Source organism: Chryseobacterium sp. Mn2064 (assembly GCF_049319685.1).
Classification (GTDB): Bacteria; Bacteroidota; Bacteroidia; order Flavobacteriales; family Weeksellaceae; genus Chryseobacterium.
In genome coordinates, this window is the sequence record NZ_JBMOUE010000002.1 from 161325 (window position 1) to 181421 (window position 20097).

Below are 20097 nucleotides of genomic sequence, written 5' to 3' on the forward strand. Positions count from 1 at the left end.
AACGATGAGGCAGTATTTTTTACTGCGTAAAAGTTGAACATTCAATAGAACAAAAACTGCTAAAAATCTTAGATGTTCTTGCACCTTAAACACACAACAAAAGGAAAAACCCTTTGCGTCTTTGCGATTTTCCAACCCTCTCAACAAAAAATAAAAACAATTCCTTAAGCGAATGATTTTTAATAAAAGACATACTTATATTTCTATTTTCTTAGTAGGGACGATGGCATTCGGGCAAACTAGCAGACCGAATGCTTCTCCTTACACCAATGAAAACACTTTTGAAAAACTAAAGAAAAAATATCCGTTCATTACGCCTATTGATCGCCCAGTTCCACAAAATATAGGAATTGATAAAGATGTAGAATACGCTGAAATCAATGGTATTAAATTAAAAGCGGATATCTACTACCCTCTTCATCCTTCAAAAAAACATCCAGGAATTGCAATGGTTCATGGTGGAGGCTGGATTTCAGGAAGCAAAGAAAACGAAAAATATATGGCCATGGAATTGGCTTCCAAAGGTTTTGTAGTGATAGCTATTGGATATCGGCTGGCTGATACAGCAAAATATCCCGCAGGTGTTGAAGACATTGAAACCGGTATTGCATGGTTGAGAAAAAACCATAATAAATACGCTTTAGACAAAAAGAAAATAGCCGTATTAGGAGAATCCGCCGGAGCACAAATCGCAACATTGGTAGGCGTTAAAGCTAAAAACAAAATAAAAGCGATTGTAAATGTGGATGGAATTGTTTCCTTTATACATCCCGAAGCCGAAGAAAGCACTTATGCCTCTTACTGGCTGGGAGGTGACCGGGAAGTCAATTTGAAGAACTGGACAGAGGCTTCACCGCTGGAATATGTGGACAAAAACACGCCACCTACCCTTTTCATCAACAGTTCTCAGCCGAGATTTCATGCAGGAAGAGATGATATGATGAAAAAGCTGAAAACCTTTCATATTCCAACAGAATCTCACGAAATTAAAAATTCTCCACATTCTTTCTGGTCGGCAGAACCATGGTTCACAGAAACGTTGAACCATACAGTTGAATTTTTAAACAAAGTTTTACCATAAAGCTTATTTATTTCATGAAAAAACTACTCTTATTGTGCTTTATATCAACGGCTCAATTTCTATGGGCTGGAAATGAACCCTACATCAAAATAAAGGTTGCTCAGGATGGCAGCGGCGACTTTACTACCATTCAGAAAGCGATCAATTCGGTAAGAGATCTGGGTCCTTCAGAAGCATTAATTCTGATTAAATCCGGAACCTATCATGAAAAAATAGTCATTCCTTCTTCCAAACACAAAATTACACTGGAAGGCGAAAATAAAGACAACACCATCATTACCAACAATGATTTCTCTGGAAAACCCGATTCTTTCAATGAAAAAATGACTACGTTCAACTCCTACACAGTTTTGGTGATGGGGGACGACATTAGTATCAGCAATCTGACCATTCAAAACAGTTCTTGCAATGAAGGCCAGGCCGTTTCACTTCATGTAGAAGGAGACCGTTTTGTGATGAGAAATTCTGCTATTTTAGGCTGTCAGGATACGCTTTATGCTGCCACCAATCACAGCAGACAATATTTCGAAAATTGTTTGATAGAAGGAACTACCGATTTTATTTTCGGGCAGGCAATCGTAGTTTTTAAAAACTGTATCATTAAAAGTCTGGCAGATTCCTATATCACAGCTGCAGCTACAGAAGCCGACAAGCTATATGGTTTTGTATTTTTTGAATGTAAATTGACAGCCAAAGAAGGTATTACCAAAGTATATCTTGGAAGACCCTGGAGACCCTACGCCAAAACAGTTTTTATCAATGCAGACATGGGAAAACACATTATCCCGGAAGGCTGGAATCCCTGGAAAGGAGACAAAATGTTTCCTGATAAAGAAAAAACTGCTTATTATGCAGAATATGGAAGTAAAGGCGAAGGAGGAAATATGGCAAAACGGATCAGCTGGTCTCATCAATTAACTAAAAAAGGGTTGAAAAACTACACCTTAGAAAAAATATTGAATGGCTGGAACCCTTATTAATGAATTATTTGACAAACCCAAAGCACAGGTTTTCAAAAAGGGACCTCTAAAAATAGGCAGAATATCATTTTTTATCGAAGATAAAATCTTTGCGCATTAAAACACTGCTCTGTCCTATTATTAGCGTCTTTGCGTTTTCCAACTCAATGTAAAGTCATTATTAACCACACAAAAGAATTTTTAACAATGAATAAAAAGCTTACCCTACTTTTTTTATTTCTCTCCATCATAATATGGTCACAACAACCTACCCTATTTCTGATCGGAGATTCAACCATGGCCAACAAGGAAAATCCTGACAGAAATCCGGAACATGGTTGGGGACAAATGTTGCCATCTTTTTTAACAACCGGAATAAATATTCAGAATCATGCAACCAATGGAAGGAGTTCCAAAAGTTTCAGAACGGAAGGAAGATGGAATACGGTAATGAAGCAGCTTAAAAAGGGAGATTTTGTCATCATTCAGTTTGGGCATAACGATCAGAAAGTTAACGATTCAGCCCGCTTTACCAATCCTTTTACTCAATACAGAGCCAATCTTGAAAGATACGTTAATGAAGCAAGGTCTAAAGGAGCAATTCCTATTCTGATGACTTCTATTGTCAGAAGAAATTTTAATGAGAATGGTGTTTTGGTCGATACACATAAAGACTATCCTCTGGTAGTAAGAACGGTTGCTAACGACCTTAAGGTAGCTTTCGTTGATTTACAGCTACAGACAGAACAGCTGGAGATTTCCTACGGTCCGGAAAATTCAAAAAAACTGCATCTTCACTACAAAAAAGGAGATGATCCTTATTATCCGGAAGGAAAAGATGACGACACTCATTTGTCTAAGTTGGGAGCAGAATCTGTTGCAAAATTAGCGGTAACATCTTTGAAAACCATGAAAACCGGGCTGGAAAAATACATCAGGTAAAACAATTATTCGTTATACAGAACTTCAATACAAGATACAATGAATTTTAAAAAGGAGCTTTTCTTCAATGGGAATTCGGATTGGGAAGATTTAGGAAATGGAATTTCCAGGCAGTTTGTGGGTTATAATTCTCAGGTTATGATGGTAATTGTACGTTTTGAAAAAGATGCCGTTGGAGCTTTACATCAGCATTTTCATTCCCAGATCACGTATGTTGCTTCCGGGAAATTTGAAGTAACGGTAGATGGAGAAACAAAAGTTTTGCACGAAGGCGACGGATTTTTTTGCCCAACCCAATATTTTTCACGGAGTAAAGTGTCTTGAGGAAGGAAAGTTGATTGATTCTTTTACCCCATTCAGAGAAGATTTTCTATGACTTTAGAGTTTAAAATCAAAGCTCGTAATGCTATCAAACCCTAGATTTTCAAACCTTGGTTATATTATTGAAAATTTGTCTTTCTATTCATTTTTCTCGTCAAATTTCTCTTGTTTTTACTATCGTTTCGACATTATGAAAATCAATTGTTTTATTTTTTTTAAATAAACAATAAAATGCAACCGATTGATCATTTTAAATATTTAACATTATAATTATATAAATATTAATATGGTAAAATATAAAATACTTTACTGTTAACTTTATAATTTTGCATCAGAACAAATCACAAAATATAAACTATGAAAACAACGTTCAAGGCTACCTTCCTTACAGTAGCTCTAAGTTCAGCCTTTGCTTTAACAGGATGTGGCCACGAAGAACTTAGCAATGATCTTACAGAGCAGGAAACAAGTATTAAAAATTCTCTGGCACAAAAAATTATTCCTTTAGCTGATTGTATCGCCCCTGGATGGGCCTCTCAAAATGGCGGAACTACCGGTGGTGGAACGGCTGCAGAAACAACAGTTTCTACTTATGCACAGTTAAAAGCCGCTATTGAAAACACTTCGATAAAAGTGATCAAAGTGACCGGAACCATTACGATTACCACTCGTCTCTCTTTCCAGGATCAAACCGGAAAAACCCTATATGGAGCTCCAGGAGCAAAACTTGTTTCTACAAACCAAACCAAGGATGGATCAGGAATTATCAATATCAAAAGATGTAACAATATCATCATCCGAAACCTTATTTTTGAAGGTCCTGGAGCTTATGATACCGATGGATGGGACAATGCTATTCTTGATGACTGCCGAAATGTATGGATTGACCATTGTGAATTCAGAGATGGAGTTGACGGGAATTTCGATATCAAAAATAAATCCGACTATATTACCGTATCCTACACTAAATTCCATTATCTGAAAGCTCCAAAACCAGGTGGTTCAGGAGGAACAGATGATCACAGATTCTCTAACCTTATCGGATCAAGTGATACTGCTACAACAGATGCCGGAAAACTGAATGTCACTTTTGTACGTTGCTGGTGGGCACCGGGATGCAGAGAGCGTATGCCTAGAGTAAGATTTGGAAAAATTCATATCCTGAACAGTTATTTCAACAGTTCTGTAAGTAATAAATGTATTGCTGCAGGGGTTCAGGCTAATATTTTGGTAGAGAGAAATGTTTTTGAAAACGTAAAAGAACCAATCAACCTGATGAGCGGATTCACCGCTGTTACCCAAACAGGAAGCAGCTTTATCAATGTTACCGGAAATACTTCAGGAAGTGGAACCGCTTTCACTCCGCCATACAGCATTGCCAAATTAAATGTAGGAGATGTAAAAGCTGATGTAACAGCTAATGCAGGAGCTACTTTAAGTGGGAATGTCTGCGATGCTTTTTAATAAAAGACTTTAATAGTAATAGTAGTAATAAAAGAAGGAGGGTATCTCAACAATGAGGTGCTCTCTTTTCTATTTTCAGATCAAGTACTAAAGTTGAGAAGTAGAATATTGGATGTATTGAAATATATATCGCAAAGGTTTATTTCCTTATAGAATACTTTTAGAGGCAAAGAAAGAGAATCAACGTTGTTGATTCGATGAAGCAAGTGAATAATATTCGCTTTATCATGATCGATCGCTAATTCATCTTTTCTTAGCGTTCTTAAGAATAAAAGATATTTTAACTAGAAGATTTGCGCCTTTGCGATTATCCAACCAACCCAAGTTGGGAAATCGCAAAGGCGCAATATTTTATCTTAAAAAAACAGATCAAGGTCGCAAGGATTTTATCTACGATAAAATTGAATACTTTATAAAATTAGATATGCTAAAAATATAATGCCGAAAATGAACAAGTTTTTGTATACTTTAAAAATAAATTCTTTATCTATTATAAAAAATTAGCCGAAAATCTCAGATTTTCTTGCTTCTTAAATGATATATAAAGAATAAAAAAACTTTGCGTCTTCACGATAAACCAACAAAAAACAAGTTGGAGAATCGTAAAGACGCAATATCTATCTTAAAATTCGTGGAGCTGTGGATAAAATCATTCTGTTAATTTATTTTTATCCAGCCATTTTGGATATTCTTTACCAATCAGTTTTTCGGCAAAATCTCCAAACCAGTTGTAGCCATTTCTTCTTTCCTCCGAAACTTCATAATAATTGTATTTTACACTTCCATCGCGATCTCCAAACAGAGGTTTGTTGGTATGAATATCATAAAACCTGGCCCAGATGATCGAGTTTTTATCTTCTGCCAAAACTCTTATTGCCTTTCCGTTCTGCTTGGCAACATTATAACTATAGCCTTCAATTTTGTTTTGTTTGAACCATTGTACTGCAGATTTTATGGACTTTTCAATTTCAGGAGTTAGAGGCTGCAACATTAAGAACCTAATAATTCCTACAGATTCTCCGGTTGCCAATGAGATAGGCTCAAAAGCTCTGGCTTTATCAGGTTGCAAAGTGATTTCATTATACTGATCTGCCCAAATAGAAGGATTTCCTTTTTGAAGCACCTGAGTCTTTAAAATACACAAGATCCCTTTCTGAACGGCAATTTTTGATTTTTCCTTTAATGAAGAAGAAACGACATCGAAATTATTCTTTCCTTCCGCAGTATTATACAAAACCGTTAAAGCATTGATCATTGCATTATCATTGTATGTCACCTGCTTTCTGTAAAGGCCTGTGTTCGGATAATACTGAGGAAAACCGCCATTATCATACTGCATCAGAAGTAAATACTGGATTCCTTTTTCTGCAGCTTTTAAATATTCCGGATTCTTTGTGGTGGAATAAGCTTTAATCAACCCATTGATTTCTCTGGAAGTGGCATTATTATCAATAGTAGCATGATCATCACCAGTAGATTTTATCTTTCTTAAAAGGTTCTTGTCGATCGGCAGATTATAATTGACGGTTGATTTATCTTCAAGCTGTTTTCCCCAACCACCATTGGGAAGTTGGTAAATCAGCATTTTCTCTGCTAATGTATCTTTTACCTGTGCTGAAAATTGAACAGCAATCAAACCTAAAGTGAATGTATATATTTTTAGATTCATGTTTATTATTTAGAAATTAAAATTTTAAGAGAACATTTTATCTGCTACTTTTAAACTTCTCCAGCACGATAGCACTCCTACCTTCTCACTCTCCTACTCTCCAACCTTTACCTGCAAAGGTTGCTCAAGAATCTTAGCCTGTTTCTGAAGAATATTTTCCCAATCTTTCTGGGTTTGAACCTGACCACTTTTCTGCCAGGCAAATCCCGCATAATAAGTCAGGGTGTTATGAGGCTGGGTGATGACGTATAAATTACTTTCATCAGGAATATCAGAAGTAAAAGCTATTGATTTTTCAACTATTTTCGGATTGACAACAATTCCTTCTCCCACAAAGGCATCATCTATTTTTTCCCAGTGAAGATAATAGCCTTGTTGATCATTCAGCTGTGTTTGTCCTTCATTTTTATGCAGGGTAATTCCAATGATATAGTTGGGAACCGGTTTTTCTGATTCAAAAGTGGATTCAAACTTGGAAAAATTAGAACCTAGTTCTAAAGAAATTCTTTTGGTTTCTTTTACGCCATACTCACTCCATGGGAGATAGGTAAGTTCAAAAACAGTTCTCAAAGGGCCTTCAGCAATCGTTCTGGAAGTCACGAAGTTTTCTGAAACCTGAAGCTTATCATCTTTCCAGATTCCTATTCCACCCGTTCCCCTGCTGTTTCCTACATGATAGGGATCATAACCTTCCCCTCTTGTATCTTTATGATAATACATTGGATCTGTTAGATAACCTTTATACCATTTATTGATAATAGGCTGATTGGTTCTTTTCAGCCAGATATCAACCCCACTTGAGAGGGTACTGCTTTTTATCCCCTGCAACGCTTCCTGCTGACCTTTGGGTCCATATATGCGGAAGGCAATTTTATCATTTTCCCAGGCATAATCGTCTACTCTTTCCGGGACAAGCCTTGAATAGGTTGAAACCTTACTTTCCGGAATTTTAGAATTTCCATCTGCTATAATGAGGTATTTATTCACTTTTCCAGCCTCAATATGTACTGGGAAAAGAAGTTCTTCGCTTTTACCGTCTCCATCATAGTCTATCCATTGAATGGGAAGCCATTTTCCATTTGAATCCTTTATTCTAAGCTCCTTTTCGCTGTGTTCAGATAGAAATTTCTGTAGCTGGGCAATGGGAACGGCTACCACTTCGGCTCTTTGAAAGTTGAGCGGATTGGTCACCTGAACAGATTGTTGAGCGGATAAAAAACCACAAGCAATGCAACCGATTGCACAATTTAAGCTAATTCGTCCAATTCTTGTTATCAACATAATTTCATTCAATAAGTTAATGATCCAAAAATATAAATAATTCAGCAATTTAAAGGCAATAATCTTTATTAAAATCTCAATTATTTTATAAGACTAAAAGAAACTTTATTACGATCTAATTTTTGAAAAATACAATTTCAGATTTTTTATATTGAATGAAATTATGAAAGTTTTTTTACCGCTTAAAATGATTTATTGGTTAAATGCGTATTCTTCATTTACCTTTTCTAAAAGCTCCCCGGAATCTATATTCCTTGAGAAAATAGGATAATGAAAACGGTCTAATTTATTAAGGATGCGGATCAGTTCCATTTTTTCAGGATATGAAAGGTTTCCTGCTACAATATTGGTAGCCTGGCGGATCTTCTTCATCTGCCTTTCCAAAGCCAGTAATCCGGCTTCGGAGATACAAATCAATTTGCTTCGTTTATCAACGTCTGATTCACTTTGCTCAATCCATCCCTGTCGCAATAGCCTTGCAATAATTAGCATTCCTACAGGTTTATCATGAATGTTTTTCTTAATCAGTTCCATTTTGGTCATCTGTCCAAACGCTTTAAGGTTGATCAGATAGATAAAATCTTCCTGAGTAGAAAATTCTGAATTGGAAATCGCTGATTTTGAGTAGGTTTTTGCATACCGGTTAAGATGCACCAACAATGTATTGATCGCACTTTCAGGGGTTCTGCCATTTTCTTTACCTTCCCAGTAAGGTTCATCCAGGTTATGTTCTTTTGTAACCTCTTCTTTATGAGACATCCATGTTTTAAATCCCTGAATATCGACAGGGTAAGAATCGGGTTGCGTATGCGCCTCTGTTTCAAACTGTTCCAACAGTGTCATAAAGTCTTTGACAAGAGTGTAATTCATTTTGATTAAATAATTTACAAATGTACCTTTTTTTTAATATATTGTTGATTTATGATCTATTTAACACCAACTTATCTGTGTATTCTTTAGCCTTCAAGAAATTTTAAACAAGATAGAACTGATGAAGCTTTTCTTCACATAAAGTCTTGATCACGTCTATCCATCGGTCTTCATCATTTAAACACGATATATAATAAAAGCTTTCTCCTCCTGATTCTAAAAACTGTTCTTTTCCTTCTACAGATATTTCTTCAAGGGTTTCAAGGCAGTCGGAAACGAAAGCCGGGCAAACAACGGCAAGTTTTTTAACGCCTTTGCTGGGAATGGTTTCTAAGGTGTGATCTGTATAAGGTTCAATCCATTTGTCTTTTCCCAATCTCGACTGAAAGGAAACAATTACTTTTTCTTTGGGTAACCCGAGCTTTCTAATAACACTTTCGGTAGTATTATAGCATTGATGGCGATAGCAAAACGGATGACTCGGATTGGTTTTTCTGGAGCAGCAATCGTTCATATTACAGGTTTTGGTAGGATCTGTTTTATAAATATGACGTTCGGGCACCCCATGATAAGAAAACATTAAAGCATCAAAGTTTTCCGGGAGCTTTTCACGAATGCTTTCTGCCAGACAATCGGTATAAATCTCACGGTGATAGAAAGGCTGGATATAATTGATCGTAATTCCAGGGAATTTTTTCTTTCTTACTTCTTCTGCTTTTTCAATAACAGTTTCAGTTGTGCTCATGGCGTACTGCGGGTAAAGTGGAAAAAGAACGATTTCCGAAACACCTTTTTCTACCAGGTTTCTGATTCCTGTTTCAATACTGGGTTCTGCGTATCTCATTCCAATTTCTACGGGTATGTCTACGATCTTCTGGAGTTTTTGCTGTATTTTTTTAGTGATAACAATTAAGGGAGATCCTTCGTCTGTCCATACTGTTTTATAGGCTTCAGCAGATTTCTTCGGCCTTGTTTTTAAAATGATTCCCTGAACCAGCAATGCCCGGAAAAACCATCGATAATCAATTACCTTTTCATCCATAAGGAACTCATCCAGATATTCCTTTACATCATTTACAGCTGTTGATCTTGGAGATCCAAGATTGATTAGCAAAATTCCTTTTTTAGCCAATGTTCCTTTGTTTTATGTATTAGTAAATAGTTTGTATTGTGTAGCGTTTACTCTGCCAATGCTTCTTTATAAGCTTTCAATGCCCGTTCTCTGGCTTTGGTATGTTCTACAATCGGTTCTTCTTTATAGTCTTTGGGAAGCCATTTTTTGATATATTTCAGATCTTTATCAAACTTTTTGGTTTGTTCATAAGGATTAAATATCCTGAAATAAGGAGCCGCATCACAACCGCTTCCTGCCGCCCACTGCCAGTTTCCATTGTTGGCCGAAAGATCATAGTCTAATAGTTTTTCAGCAAAATAGGCTTCTCCCCAACGCCAGTCGATCAGAAGATGCTTAGTAAGAAAGCTTGCAGTAATCATTCGGACTCTGTTGTGCATGAAACCCGTTTCGTTGAGTTCCCGCATTCCTGCATCTACAATGGGATATCCAGTTCTTCCTTCACACCAGGCTTTAAATTCATCTTCATTATTTCTCCATTGAATGTTTTCATATTTCTTTTTAAAACAATGGGTGACAACGGTTGGAAAATGAAACAGGATTTGCATAAAGAATTCTCTCCAAATCAGTTCATTAAGCCATGTTTCATTATGTTCGGCAGCATATCTTACACATTTCCTTACTGATATGGTTCCAAAGCGGAGAGCAATACCCAAATGAGTGGTATGATCCATTGCCGGAAAATCTCTGTATTGATGATAATCTGCAATCAATTTTGCACTCAGCTCCGGTTTCTTGAATTTGATGTCTGTTTTTTCAAACCCAATTTCTTCCAGTGATAGGATGCCTGTAAGTTCATGAGCTGGCAGAAAATGAGTCATATCCGTTTCAACACTTTTGAGATCTTTCTTGCTTTCCTTCCATTTTTTAGAATAAGGCGTAAATACGGTGTAAGGAGATTGATCACTTTTTACTACCTCATCTTTAGCAACGATGACCTGATCTTTGAATGATTTAAAGTTAATATGATGTTTTGAAAGAAATTCAGCCACTTTTCGATCTCTTTTTATCGCTTGTGGTTCGTAATCTTCATTACAAAAAACGGTATTGATGTTAAAGTCTTTCACCAGTTTTTCGAAAATTTCATCCGGACTGCCGTGGAATACATGAAGTTTACCTACATGTTTTTGCAATTCGTTATTAATTTCCTGCAATGCCTGATGAATGTAGTCTACCCTTCTATCATATTTATTATGAAGCTGATTGAGGATTTCTGTATCAAAAATAAAGACAGGAACCACCTGTAAGCCAGAATTTAAAGCATGATAAAGGCCGATATTATCATCCAATCTTAGGTCTCTTCTCAACCAAAATATATTTATTTCATTCATTTCTTACCTGTTCTGATGTTAGTTTATAGAAGACAGTAGTCAATCCATTAAACACTTACTTTTATTTAGAATACAAATATACTAACAATAATAAAATAAAGAATATTAATACACTTATTTTTAACATTAATACGGTATAAAATTTGTAAAACTTATGATAAGGAATTGTAAAAACATGGCTATGGATGATAAAGAACCCGACATCTTACACCTGGCAAGAGATAAACAAATGATTGATGAATATTTCCGCCTTATGGTAAAGAATGAACTGAATCTCGATATGAATTTCAGCAATGAGTATTTGATTACCAAGAATATCGTTTCGAAAAAACTGATTCTGGTAAAAACGTTTTCAGACACTATTCCGATCAATTCACCGCTGTATTTTCTTTTGAACTCTTTGTTCCATAAGATCAACAATAGCATTTTAAAAAGAGCCGAGATGATGGAAGCACTGAAAGCTTTCAAAGAGCATTGAAATGTAAAAATTGTAAAATAAAAAAGCTGCCTCGTATATTTTTGAGACAGCCTTTTTATATGTTTAGCTATTTGCGTATAAATCTGCAGTTTTCTTACACCTGCTCTTTCATATGTTTGGCCACCATGTCTTCCAGATCTTCCAGATTAAAAGGTTTTGAAACATAATCATCCGCCTGAGCTTCCGCAGCTAATGCAACAATATCATTGTTGGCCGTTACGTAGATCACCGGGATGTGTTTGAATTCTTCGCTGCTTTTCAAAAGTTTTGTAGCTTCCACTCCACCGATTTTGGGAATCCAATTGTCCATCAAAATAACATCCGGCTGATAGTCTGCTACTTTTTCAAGAATGTCATGTGATGTTTCTGAAATTTTAACTTCATATCCGTTTTCTTCAAAAATTATCGTGACTACTTCTAAGATAGCTGTATCATCATCAAAGATTAAAATTTTCTTTTTACTCATATTCTTTAGATTATTTTACTAAGATATATTATAGTTCGTTTATAAGATTTGCTAAATTACTAGGTTTAATGATTAAATCATAATTAATTTCTTCTACTGCGTGTCTGGGCATATAATCCACTTCTGCTGTTTCAGGATCCTGAATCCAGACTAAACCGTTGTTTTTCTTAATATACGCCAGTCCTTCTACACCGTCTGCATTGGCTCCGGACAGCAATACGCCTATCATCTTTTCCCCATAAATTTCTGCAGCAGATTTAAAGGTAACATCAATGGAAGGACGCGAATAATTCATCTTTTCGGAGCTGTCCAGCGACAGGTTTTTCTTGTTCTCAAACAACAGGTGATAGTCTGCCGGAACAATGTATATCATTCCGTTCTGAAGTTCGGTTTTATCTTCAATTTCAATCACAGACAACGGGGTAAACTGCTGTAATAAAGTCTGCAGAATATTAACAGCCTGTGCTTTCCTGTGAATGACCAGCAAAACAGGAATACTGATATCATCATCCAGATTTTTTACCATCTCAATGATCACCTGTAAGCTTCCTGCCGAGCCTCCTATAATGATAATTTCTGTTTCTTTTTGTGTTTTCATGGGGGAACAGTTTAATGATGATCAAGCTTCTTCCAGATTTTCTGATCTTCAATTTGATGATAATTCTTATCGATGGTAGAAAACTTGAGTGTTTCTTTAGCTCCTAAAGCAAGAAAGCCTAAATTTTCCAAGCTGTTATCAAAAAGTTTGAAAACCCTTTCCTGCAATACTCGGTCAAAATAGATTAAAACATTTCGGCAGATGATGAGTTGAAAGCTGTTGAAGGAACTGTCTGAAACCAGATTATGTGTTGATAGAATGAGCTTTTCCTGCAAACTTTTATCAAATCTCACACTGTCATAATTGGCGGTGTAATAATCTGAGAAATCCTTCGTGCCTCCAGACTGAATATAGTTTTCTGAATAAAGCTTCATTTGCTGCAGAGGGAAAACACCTGCTCTGGCGGTTTCCAAAACGGAGGGGTTCAAATCTGTGCCATAGATCAGGGATTTATGATAGAGACCTGCTTCTTTCAACAAGATAGCCACCGAATAGATTTCTTCTCCTGTTGAGCACCCTGCAATCCAGATTCTGATCAAAGGATACGTTCCCAACTGAGGAAGGATTTTTCCCCTTAATGTTTTAAAAAAAGAAGGATCTCTGAACATTTCCGTTACGTTTACCGTAACTTCTTCTACAAACCGTTTCAGATATTCCTGATCATTGATGATAGTATATCGAAGTTCTGCAAAACTTGTAAATCTGTCCAGCAGGCAAATACGATTCACTCTCCGTTTAAAAGACGCACGGCTATATCCTGAAAAATCGTAGCCATACCTTTCGTAGACATCATTGATTAGAGATTCTATTTCTTCATCTTTAACGATACTCGGTTCCAGCATTTATGTGAGTTTTTCTATAGCCTTTATTAACAGATCTACATCAATCGGTTTTGAAACATAGTCCTGTGCTCCTGCTTCAATACATTTCTGACGGTCTTCCGGCATCGCCTGTGCCGTTACAGCAATAACCGGAATATCCTTAATTTCCGGGGTATTTTTTATAATTCTTACGGCTTCATAGCCATCCATTCCCGGCATCATCATATCCATCAAAACTACGGAAAACTGTTGTCCGGATTTCAGCATTTCAATAGCTTCCTGGGCCATTGTACAGCTTTCTATAAGATAGCCACGGGACTTTAAAGTCAGTTTTAATGCAAATATATTACGTGGATCGTCATCCACAATTAAGATTTTCTTATTCATCAGAATTTTATCTGTTTAACTTTCATATAACCAAACTCGGAGCAGCGACAACAGCTGATCAATATCAACAGGTTTCGAGATATAATCGGAAGCTCCTGCTGTAATGCATTTTTCACGTTCTCCTATCATGGATTTTGCAGTGATTGCGATAATAGGAAGCCTTGCAAATGCCGGCATTTTCCTGATCTCTTTTATGGTTTCGTAGCCATCCATCTCCGGCATCATCATATCCATCAAAATAACATCTATATCAGGGTTCTGTTTGATTTGTTGAAGGGAATGCTTTCCATCCATTGCTACAATTACCTCAACTTTATATTTTTCCAGCGCTTTGGTAAGAGAAAAGATATTACGTACATCATCATCGGTGATCAGCACTTTTTTTCCACTTAAAACCTCAGTTAAAGATCCCAGTACTCTATTCGTATTATTTTCCAGGAAATTGTTTTTTTCTTCTACTAAATGTAAGAATAATCCTACCTCATCTAAAATCCTCTGATAAGAATGCGCCGTTTTTACCACAATAGAATCAGCGTACTGCTTTATCTTCAATTCTTCTTCTCTCGATAAGTTTTGCTCGGTAAAAATGATGATAGGAAGATTTTCCAGCCCTTCATGACTTTTTATGGATTCTATAACATTGTATTCATCTCCTTTGAGGTTTCCAATATCCAGAATTACACAATCTACCTGATCAGAAGTCAGCGCTTTAACACTGTCTTCAACATTATGCTCTACGGAAAGAGAGATGTTGAAATTGCTTAGGAAATACGATAATGCACTGGCATGTTTGGCGTTTTCTTCAACAATTAATACTTTTTGAGGACCTTTTTTTAAGGCTTCTTCAATTTTCCCGAAAACATCTGTCATTTTATCCAGAGCTACCGGTTTATTGATGAAATCTACGGCTCCTTTCATCAAGCTTTCTTTTTTAAGATGCAGAACAGACATCATATGAACAGGAATGTTCTTTGTAGCCGGATTGGATTTAAGATCATCCATGACTTCCCAGCCATCTTTCACCGGAAGCTGAACATCGAGCAATATAGCATGCGGATGGTATTTCTGCGCTGCTGAAAGGCCGTGATCTCCTCTCACGACTACAATTCCTTTATAATTCTGCTTATGAGCATATTTCAGAAGGGCTTTTGCAAAGTTGGTATCATCTTCTATGATCAGAATGACTTTATCTCCGTCCTTGATATTGTCTCTATCATCTGCTACATCTTCTGGAATTTCCAGATCGTTCAACAGAATGGTTCCAGTTTCTCCGTCATCCAAAATGCTTTTAATTTCTTCAACATCTTCACGGATGATCTCTACCAAATCCTGATCGGTCTCATTGTGAGGGATTTCAGAAACGGCATAAACAGGAATAATAAAGCTGAATTCACTTCCTTTGTTGATTTCGCTTTTCAGAACCAATTCTCCACCAAGAAGTTTTGCAATTTCACGACTAATGGAAAGACCTAAGCCAGTTCCTCCGAATTTTCTTTTGGTAGATCCGTCTGCCTGCTGAAAGGCTTCAAAGATTATTTTCTGCTTGTCTTCTGCAATTCCTACTCCGGTATCTTTTACAGAAAATACGATGAAATCCGGTTTATCTGAATGTTTTCTGATATGAAGCGCAATACTCCCTTCTTTGGTAAACTTCAAAGCGTTGGACAGTAAATTTCTCAGAACCTGATCGATTCTAAGACGATCACTTTCAATGATATTCTGTACGTTTGGATCAATCTGAATATTGAATTGAAGGGCTTTTTCCTGAAATACAGGATTAAAAAGGCTTTTTAAATCTTTCACGACTTCACCAATAATAACATCTTGATATTCAAGAGTCATTTTTCCGGATTCTATTTTGGCAAGATCCAGAATTTCATCAATAAGTGTCAGCAAGCTTGTTCCTGAGCTCTGGATTACTTTTGCAGATTCTACCTGATCTTCGTTAAGATTCTCATCCGGATTTTCGGCCATCAATCTTGAAAGAAGAAGGATAGAATTCAGGGGCGTGCGCAGTTCATGGGACATATTGGCCAGGAACTCAGATTTGTATTTTGTGCTTAAAGCAAGTTCTTCTACCTTTTTTTGAATTTCGTTATTTCTTTCTGCAATCAGATGATTCTTTTCTTCTAATAGTCTGGAACGTTCTTCCAGTTCAGCATTAGCCTGCATCAATTCTTCCTGCTGTACTTTCAATTCTTCTTCTGAAGCCTGAAGTTTCTGTGTTTGTGCTTCCAGTTCTGTATTCAGATTTTCAAGTTCTGAATGCTGAACCTGTAGCTCTTCGGATTGGGCCTGCGTTTCTTCCAGCAATTGCTGTTCTTTTTCTCTACCTTTCGCGGCACTCAGTGCAATTCCTATATTGATACAACATTCTGAGAAATAGCTGATCCTATCTTCATCAAAGTTGGAGGTAGAGCCTAATTCAAGCACACCGATTGGGTGGCCGTCTGCAAAAATGGGAATTAAAAGGATTCCATAAATTTTAATAGTGCTACTTGCAAAAGTAACGACAAAATCTTCTTCATCAAGGTTGTTATACACCTGATTTTTAGCGGTAAGAAAAGCCTGTCCAACCATACCTTCTCCCGGTTCAAAAGTCTTTTTCATGTTCCCCTCCAAACCAAATGCTTTGTTGAGTTTCAAGATTCCTTCATCATAAAGATAGAGTGAGCCGTTGATGCATTTTCCATACTCAATGAGCTGGTGAAGTGCTTTTTGGGCTACTTCTTCTACAGATTTATTCCCAACAAGGGATTCATTCAGTAAAGCAAGTCCTTTTTGGCGCCAATCGCTTTTATTTATTTTATCAAAAGAAACTTTCAGAGATTCCGTCATATGGTTAAGAGAATCCACAAGATCACCAAGATCATCTTCTGCATTGTCTACAGCTTTTTCGCTATAATCACCATTAGCAACTCTATTAGCTATTTTCTGAATAGCACTCACTCTTCTGAACGTTTCCTGATCTTTTTGTTTCAGCATTTTCTCAAGCTTATCTCTTCTGATAAGATCGGCTCTCATTTTAACGTAAAAAAAGATAGTTACTACCACAGCCGCTATAGCCGAAAAGAGGATGAATAGAACTGTTGTGCCAGAAGAACGGTTAAGGTCTTTGTTTTTAACTTCCACCTGGTTTTCTTCGTAACGAACGAAATCAGAGACAATTTTCCGGCATTCGTCCATATAACTTTTACCGGTTACTATTTGCTGCTGAGTCATTATAATACCCTTTCTCCTGTCTTCAACAAGATGTTGCAGATTGTCCATTACCTGGTTGACACTTTTTTTCAGCTCTGTAAGTCTTTCGAGCTGGTTTTTATCCTGTAAGTCTAAAGACTCTGCCTGTATAAGTGCTTTTGGATATTCTCTCAAACCTCTTTTGTAAGGTTCAAGAAAATCTTCTCTTCCAGTCAGCTGATACCCTCTGTTTCCTGTTTCTGCATCTAATAAAGCCACCAAAACATCTTTGACCGCTGTGACAGAACGTCGGCTTTTTGAAAGGCTTTCTCTGTGATTCATCTGATTTTGAATGCTCCAATAGGAAGCTATTGAACTGGCAATTAAAATCAAAAGAGAAAGGCCTACTCCGATCTGGAGATTTTGTATGATTTTTTTAGGCATACCAAATTAATTTAAAGGTAAAGTGAAATAAAAGGTAGATCCTTCATCTACAATACTGGAAACACCTACACTTCCGTGATGTTGTTTGATAATTTCTGAGCAGATAAACAGACCAATTCCCATTCCCTGAAACTGTAGAGATGATTCTTCCACACGGTAAAATTTCTTAAAGACAGCATCCTGCTTAAAGTCAGGAATACCAATTCCAAAGTCGGTAACGTTCACTCTGACTTCCTGAGCTTCTTCATCCACAAACGTGGTGACAATTACCTGGTTATTATGAGGAGAATATTTGATGGCATTGGTCAGGAAGTTGATCAACACCTGTTCTATGCGAATTTCATCCAAAGGAATCAATATATCTGGTTTATTACCATGTCGATCAATTCTCACTTTATTTTCGTGAGTCTGCAAAATGGTGTCTATTGCATTGCTGATCACTTTTTCAAGATTAACAGGCTTTTTATTGATCTTCAATTTGCCATTTTCTATTTTGGAAACATCCAACAGATCTGTAATCAGGGTATTCAGTTTTTCGATCTGATCCTGCACCTTGGTTACAAATCCTGCTTCGGCACTCTCTTTATCGAGTTTTAATTTTCTGTCTAATAATTGAATATAAGCTTTGATACTGGTTAAAGGAGTTTTCAATTCATGGCTGGCGATACTTAAAAATTCATCTTTTTCTTTTTCAGCTTTCTTTTGTCCATCAATATCTGTAAAAGTTCCTACCCAGTTTTTAACGATTCCCTCATCAAATACAGGAGTTACCCGAAGTAGGTGATAGCAGTAATCTTCTGAGCCCATACTTTTTATTCTGATCTCCAATTCTAAAGCTTTTCTTCTTTTTCTGGCTCTTTCAAATTCTTCTTCAATATCGGGATCATCGGGATGCGTTTCTGGGAAGTTTTGTTCAGATTCAGAATATTGGTACCATTTACCATTCACAAAATCTACAATTCCATTTTCATTGGCGGTGAACGCAATCTGAGGTAAAGACTCCAACATGAGGTGGAAATGATCGATCTGAGACTTCATCGTCACCTGTGATTCGCGTCTTCCCTTAACTTCCAGTTCCAAATTCTGCTGCGTCTTTTTCATCGCCACGTTCTGTTCCTGGAGGTTGTAAAAAGTTTTAACTTTAAGTAATAAAATCTCTGGATCTACAGGTTTGGTCACATAATCTTTGGCTCCTGAAGCATAGCCTCGTGTAATAAATTTTTTATCGGTATTAACCGCGGATAAAAATATAATGGGAACTTCTTTTGTTTTACTGTAATCTGCAAGAGTTTCCGCCACTTCAAAACCATCCATATCAGGCATTTGAACATCCAAAATAATTAAGGCATAATCATTTTTCAGAGCTTTACCAAGAGCCTCTTCACCTGAACCTGCTGTATCCACATTGAAATTCTTAGATTGAAGTAACTTTTGCAGTGAATAAAGGTTACTTTGGTTGTCATCAACAATTAAAATCATAGAAGTTAAAATCAATAATTAATTATACTTACTTTAGGCTCAAAAATACTCACAATATTTCAAAAAACGGTAATTTTTAAAGATTATGAACAGATAATCTGTACCACATTTTTAAATAAGAAAAATCAATAGGATTTCGGGTTCTGTATGAAACTAAAAGTGAACTTTTTAGTAACTATTTAAGGGGTTAATTATAGCATTCAGAGATAAATAACAAGAAGATTTTCTGCAACGGGCAAAAGATTAATCAACCATAGCAATAATCCGACAAAATTTAACGCGTTATTTTTTTGATATCTTTAGTTAATATGATGAATAATAGATTATAATAAAAAATCAAAATGAGACAATAGAAAAAAGTAATTAAAGCATTACCCCTATTTTGAAATACAAAATATAATTTTGCGGCGCAAATACATGCTTGACATTATGAAAAAAAACCTTTTTATTCTCGCGACAGCGTTAGTTTCAAACGTTGTTTTCTCCCAAGTAGGAATCAATACTCCATCTCCTACTCAAACTCTAGATGTTAACGGAAGTGCCAGGATCAGGCAAACTCCAGTAGCAACAACCCTTGGAAGCTCTAAGCTTATAATCACCCAAGCGAATGGAGACATCTATGAAATTGATCCGAATGTTCTGACTACCGAACTCAAAATTCCAACCACGGTTCTAAGTGTAAGACTTAATACTCCTGGTACTACCCTTTTGTCGGGAGGCAATATCGTAAATGGGGTAAATTTTGATACCGTAGATATCACACCTGTTGCGGCTATAGGTTCCTGGAATGTGGCTACCAATACTTTCACGGTAAATAAAGCAGGGGTTTTTCAGATTTCTGCGAGTATACAATTGTCTGATTTTAGCAATCCAAGTGCTAATTTCGTGATTGTAACCACTCCTTTTTCTCAAAGTTCAGGAGGACTTTTATTGGCTAATGACAGATATACCGTCAATCAGGTATTATCTTTAAAGCTCAGTCCGGGTGATACTGTGAAAGGGAATATCATTGCCGGTGGCAGCGATTCTTTTTATGAAGAGAAGGCAATCATGTCCATTATCTATACTCCTTTATAAAATTTAGATGATGATATACTTAAATGTACCAGTAGAATTCAGCATTTGCCATCAATTTTACTGGATACATTTAGGTATATTTTTTTGTTTATACTTTTCCCTTTATAGATTCCTTAC

18 protein-coding genes are annotated in these 20097 nt (G+C 36.4%); 7 read left to right on the forward strand and 11 right to left on the reverse strand.

Annotated features, from left to right (window positions below):
• Positions 1 to 172: 172 nt before the first annotated feature.
• The 5 genes from ACL9RH_RS07760 (at position 173) to ACL9RH_RS07780 (ending at position 4767) form a co-directional block, all read left to right on the forward strand.
• On the forward strand, positions 173 to 1081 hold the full coding sequence (locus ACL9RH_RS07760) for an alpha/beta hydrolase (protein ID WP_422692792.1): 909 nt from the start codon (positions 173 to 175) through the stop codon (positions 1079 to 1081).
• A gap of 14 nt (positions 1082 to 1095) precedes the next feature.
• Positions 1096 to 2061, forward strand: coding sequence for a pectinesterase family protein (locus ACL9RH_RS07765; RefSeq protein ID WP_422692793.1), 966 nt, complete (start codon positions 1096 to 1098; stop codon positions 2059 to 2061).
• A gap of 186 nt (positions 2062 to 2247) precedes the next feature.
• Positions 2248 to 2982 carry a rhamnogalacturonan acetylesterase gene (locus ACL9RH_RS07770; protein ID WP_422692794.1) on the forward strand — a complete coding sequence of 245 codons (735 nt, stop codon included), beginning with the start codon at positions 2248 to 2250 and terminating at the stop codon, positions 2980 to 2982.
• 39 nt (positions 2983 to 3021) lie between these two features.
• Positions 3022 to 3306 (forward strand): cupin domain-containing protein, encoded by a 285-nt coding sequence (locus ACL9RH_RS07775; protein WP_422692795.1) that lies wholly within the window; start codon positions 3022 to 3024, stop codon positions 3304 to 3306.
• 354 nt (positions 3307 to 3660) lie between these two features.
• Positions 3661 to 4767, forward strand: coding sequence for a pectate lyase family protein (locus tag ACL9RH_RS07780; protein ID WP_422692796.1), 1107 nt, complete (start codon positions 3661 to 3663; stop codon positions 4765 to 4767).
• A 649-nt stretch (positions 4768 to 5416) separates the two neighbouring features.
• Here the strand turns inward: ACL9RH_RS07780 and pelA are convergent.
• The 5 genes from pelA to ACL9RH_RS07805 all read right to left on the reverse strand — a co-directional run bounded on the left by pelA (position 5417) and on the right by ACL9RH_RS07805 (position 11050).
• Entirely contained in the window at positions 5417 to 6436 is a 1020-nt protein-coding gene (gene pelA, locus ACL9RH_RS07785) for a pectate lyase (RefSeq protein ID WP_422692797.1), read from the reverse strand.
• A 93-nt stretch (positions 6437 to 6529) separates the two neighbouring features.
• Complete coding sequence (locus ACL9RH_RS07790; protein ID WP_422692798.1) at positions 6530 to 7717, reverse strand: DUF4861 domain-containing protein; 1188 nt, start codon at positions 7715 to 7717, stop codon at positions 6530 to 6532.
• A 192-nt stretch (positions 7718 to 7909) separates the two neighbouring features.
• Entirely contained in the window at positions 7910 to 8587 is a 678-nt protein-coding gene (locus ACL9RH_RS07795; RefSeq protein ID WP_422692799.1) for a MarR family winged helix-turn-helix transcriptional regulator, read from the reverse strand.
• A gap of 103 nt (positions 8588 to 8690) precedes the next feature.
• Positions 8691 to 9719, reverse strand: coding sequence for a ferrochelatase (gene hemH, locus ACL9RH_RS07800; RefSeq protein ID WP_422692800.1), 1029 nt, complete (start codon positions 9717 to 9719; stop codon positions 8691 to 8693).
• Positions 9720 to 9766: 47 nt separating this feature from the next.
• The gene (locus tag ACL9RH_RS07805; protein ID WP_422692801.1) at positions 9767 to 11050 is read right to left on the reverse strand and encodes a cryptochrome/photolyase family protein; all 1284 of its coding nucleotides are present in this window, start codon (positions 11048 to 11050) and stop codon (positions 9767 to 9769) included.
• A gap of 181 nt (positions 11051 to 11231) precedes the next feature.
• Between ACL9RH_RS07805 and ACL9RH_RS07810 the strand changes: the two genes are divergently transcribed.
• The gene (locus ACL9RH_RS07810) at positions 11232 to 11528 is read left to right on the forward strand and encodes a hypothetical protein (protein ID WP_422692802.1); all 297 of its coding nucleotides are present in this window, start codon (positions 11232 to 11234) and stop codon (positions 11526 to 11528) included.
• A gap of 94 nt (positions 11529 to 11622) precedes the next feature.
• On the opposite strand, the gene ACL9RH_RS07815 is transcribed toward ACL9RH_RS07810, so the two are convergent.
• Genes ACL9RH_RS07815 through ACL9RH_RS07840 form a run of 6 tightly spaced genes read right to left on the reverse strand, consistent with a single transcriptional unit; the run spans position 11623 to position 18903 of the window.
• Positions 11623 to 11994 (reverse strand): response regulator, encoded by a 372-nt coding sequence (locus ACL9RH_RS07815; RefSeq protein ID WP_422692803.1) that lies wholly within the window; start codon positions 11992 to 11994, stop codon positions 11623 to 11625.
• Between the two features lie 28 nt (positions 11995 to 12022).
• Positions 12023 to 12592 (reverse strand): chemotaxis protein CheB, encoded by a 570-nt coding sequence (locus ACL9RH_RS07820; RefSeq protein WP_422692804.1) that lies wholly within the window; start codon positions 12590 to 12592, stop codon positions 12023 to 12025.
• Positions 12593 to 12603: 11 nt separating this feature from the next.
• Complete coding sequence (locus ACL9RH_RS07825; protein ID WP_422692805.1) at positions 12604 to 13434, reverse strand: CheR family methyltransferase; 831 nt, start codon at positions 13432 to 13434, stop codon at positions 12604 to 12606.
• The gene (locus ACL9RH_RS07830; RefSeq protein ID WP_422692806.1) at positions 13435 to 13800 is read right to left on the reverse strand and encodes a response regulator; all 366 of its coding nucleotides are present in this window, start codon (positions 13798 to 13800) and stop codon (positions 13435 to 13437) included.
• Between the two features lie 15 nt (positions 13801 to 13815).
• Positions 13816 to 17424 carry a response regulator gene (locus ACL9RH_RS07835; RefSeq protein ID WP_422692807.1) on the reverse strand — a complete coding sequence of 1203 codons (3609 nt, stop codon included), beginning with the start codon at positions 17422 to 17424 and terminating at the stop codon, positions 13816 to 13818.
• A 6-nt stretch (positions 17425 to 17430) separates the two neighbouring features.
• On the reverse strand, positions 17431 to 18903 hold the full coding sequence (locus tag ACL9RH_RS07840; protein WP_422692808.1) for a response regulator: 1473 nt from the start codon (positions 18901 to 18903) through the stop codon (positions 17431 to 17433).
• A gap of 429 nt (positions 18904 to 19332) precedes the next feature.
• Here ACL9RH_RS07840 and ACL9RH_RS07845 point away from each other — a divergent pair, with 429 nt between their 5' ends.
• On the forward strand, positions 19333 to 19980 hold the full coding sequence (locus ACL9RH_RS07845; RefSeq protein ID WP_422692809.1) for a hypothetical protein: 648 nt from the start codon (positions 19333 to 19335) through the stop codon (positions 19978 to 19980).
• Positions 19981 to 20097 lie beyond the last annotated feature (117 nt).

Excerpts from the sequence above, each read along its gene's own strand:
- ACL9RH_RS07765 (WP_422692793.1), top strand. The coding sequence starts at position 1,096 with ATGAAAAAACTACTCTTATTGTGCTTTATATCAACGGCTCAATTTCTA.
- ACL9RH_RS07770 (WP_422692794.1), top strand. The coding sequence starts at position 2,248 with ATGAATAAAAAGCTTACCCTACTTTTTTTATTTCTCTCCATCATAATA.
- pelA (WP_422692797.1), bottom strand. The coding sequence starts at position 6,436 with ATGAATCTAAAAATATATACATTCACTTTAGGTTTGATTGCTGTTCAA.
- ACL9RH_RS07805 (WP_422692801.1), bottom strand. The coding sequence starts at position 11,050 with ATGAATGAAATAAATATATTTTGGTTGAGAAGAGACCTAAGATTGGAT.
- ACL9RH_RS07760 (WP_422692792.1), top strand. The coding sequence starts at position 173 with ATGATTTTTAATAAAAGACATACTTATATTTCTATTTTCTTAGTAGGG.
- ACL9RH_RS07840 (WP_422692808.1), bottom strand. The coding sequence starts at position 18,903 with ATGATTTTAATTGTTGATGACAACCAAAGTAACCTTTATTCACTGCAA.
- ACL9RH_RS07825 (WP_422692805.1), bottom strand. The coding sequence starts at position 13,434 with ATGCTGGAACCGAGTATCGTTAAAGATGAAGAAATAGAATCTCTAATC.
- ACL9RH_RS07780 (WP_422692796.1), top strand. The coding sequence starts at position 3,661 with ATGAAAACAACGTTCAAGGCTACCTTCCTTACAGTAGCTCTAAGTTCA.
- ACL9RH_RS07810 (WP_422692802.1), top strand. The coding sequence starts at position 11,232 with ATGGATGATAAAGAACCCGACATCTTACACCTGGCAAGAGATAAACAA.
- ACL9RH_RS07835 (WP_422692807.1), bottom strand. The coding sequence starts at position 17,424 with ATGCCTAAAAAAATCATACAAAATCTCCAGATCGGAGTAGGCCTTTCT.
- ACL9RH_RS07845 (WP_422692809.1), top strand. The coding sequence starts at position 19,333 with ATGAAAAAAAACCTTTTTATTCTCGCGACAGCGTTAGTTTCAAACGTT.
- ACL9RH_RS07775 (WP_422692795.1), top strand. The coding sequence starts at position 3,022 with ATGAATTTTAAAAAGGAGCTTTTCTTCAATGGGAATTCGGATTGGGAA.
- ACL9RH_RS07790 (WP_422692798.1), bottom strand. The coding sequence starts at position 7,717 with ATGTTGATAACAAGAATTGGACGAATTAGCTTAAATTGTGCAATCGGT.
- ACL9RH_RS07815 (WP_422692803.1), bottom strand. The coding sequence starts at position 11,994 with ATGAGTAAAAAGAAAATTTTAATCTTTGATGATGATACAGCTATCTTA.
- ACL9RH_RS07795 (WP_422692799.1), bottom strand. The coding sequence starts at position 8,587 with ATGAATTACACTCTTGTCAAAGACTTTATGACACTGTTGGAACAGTTT.
- ACL9RH_RS07820 (WP_422692804.1), bottom strand. The coding sequence starts at position 12,592 with ATGAAAACACAAAAAGAAACAGAAATTATCATTATAGGAGGCTCGGCA.
- ACL9RH_RS07830 (WP_422692806.1), bottom strand. The coding sequence starts at position 13,800 with ATGAATAAGAAAATCTTAATTGTGGATGACGATCCACGTAATATATTT.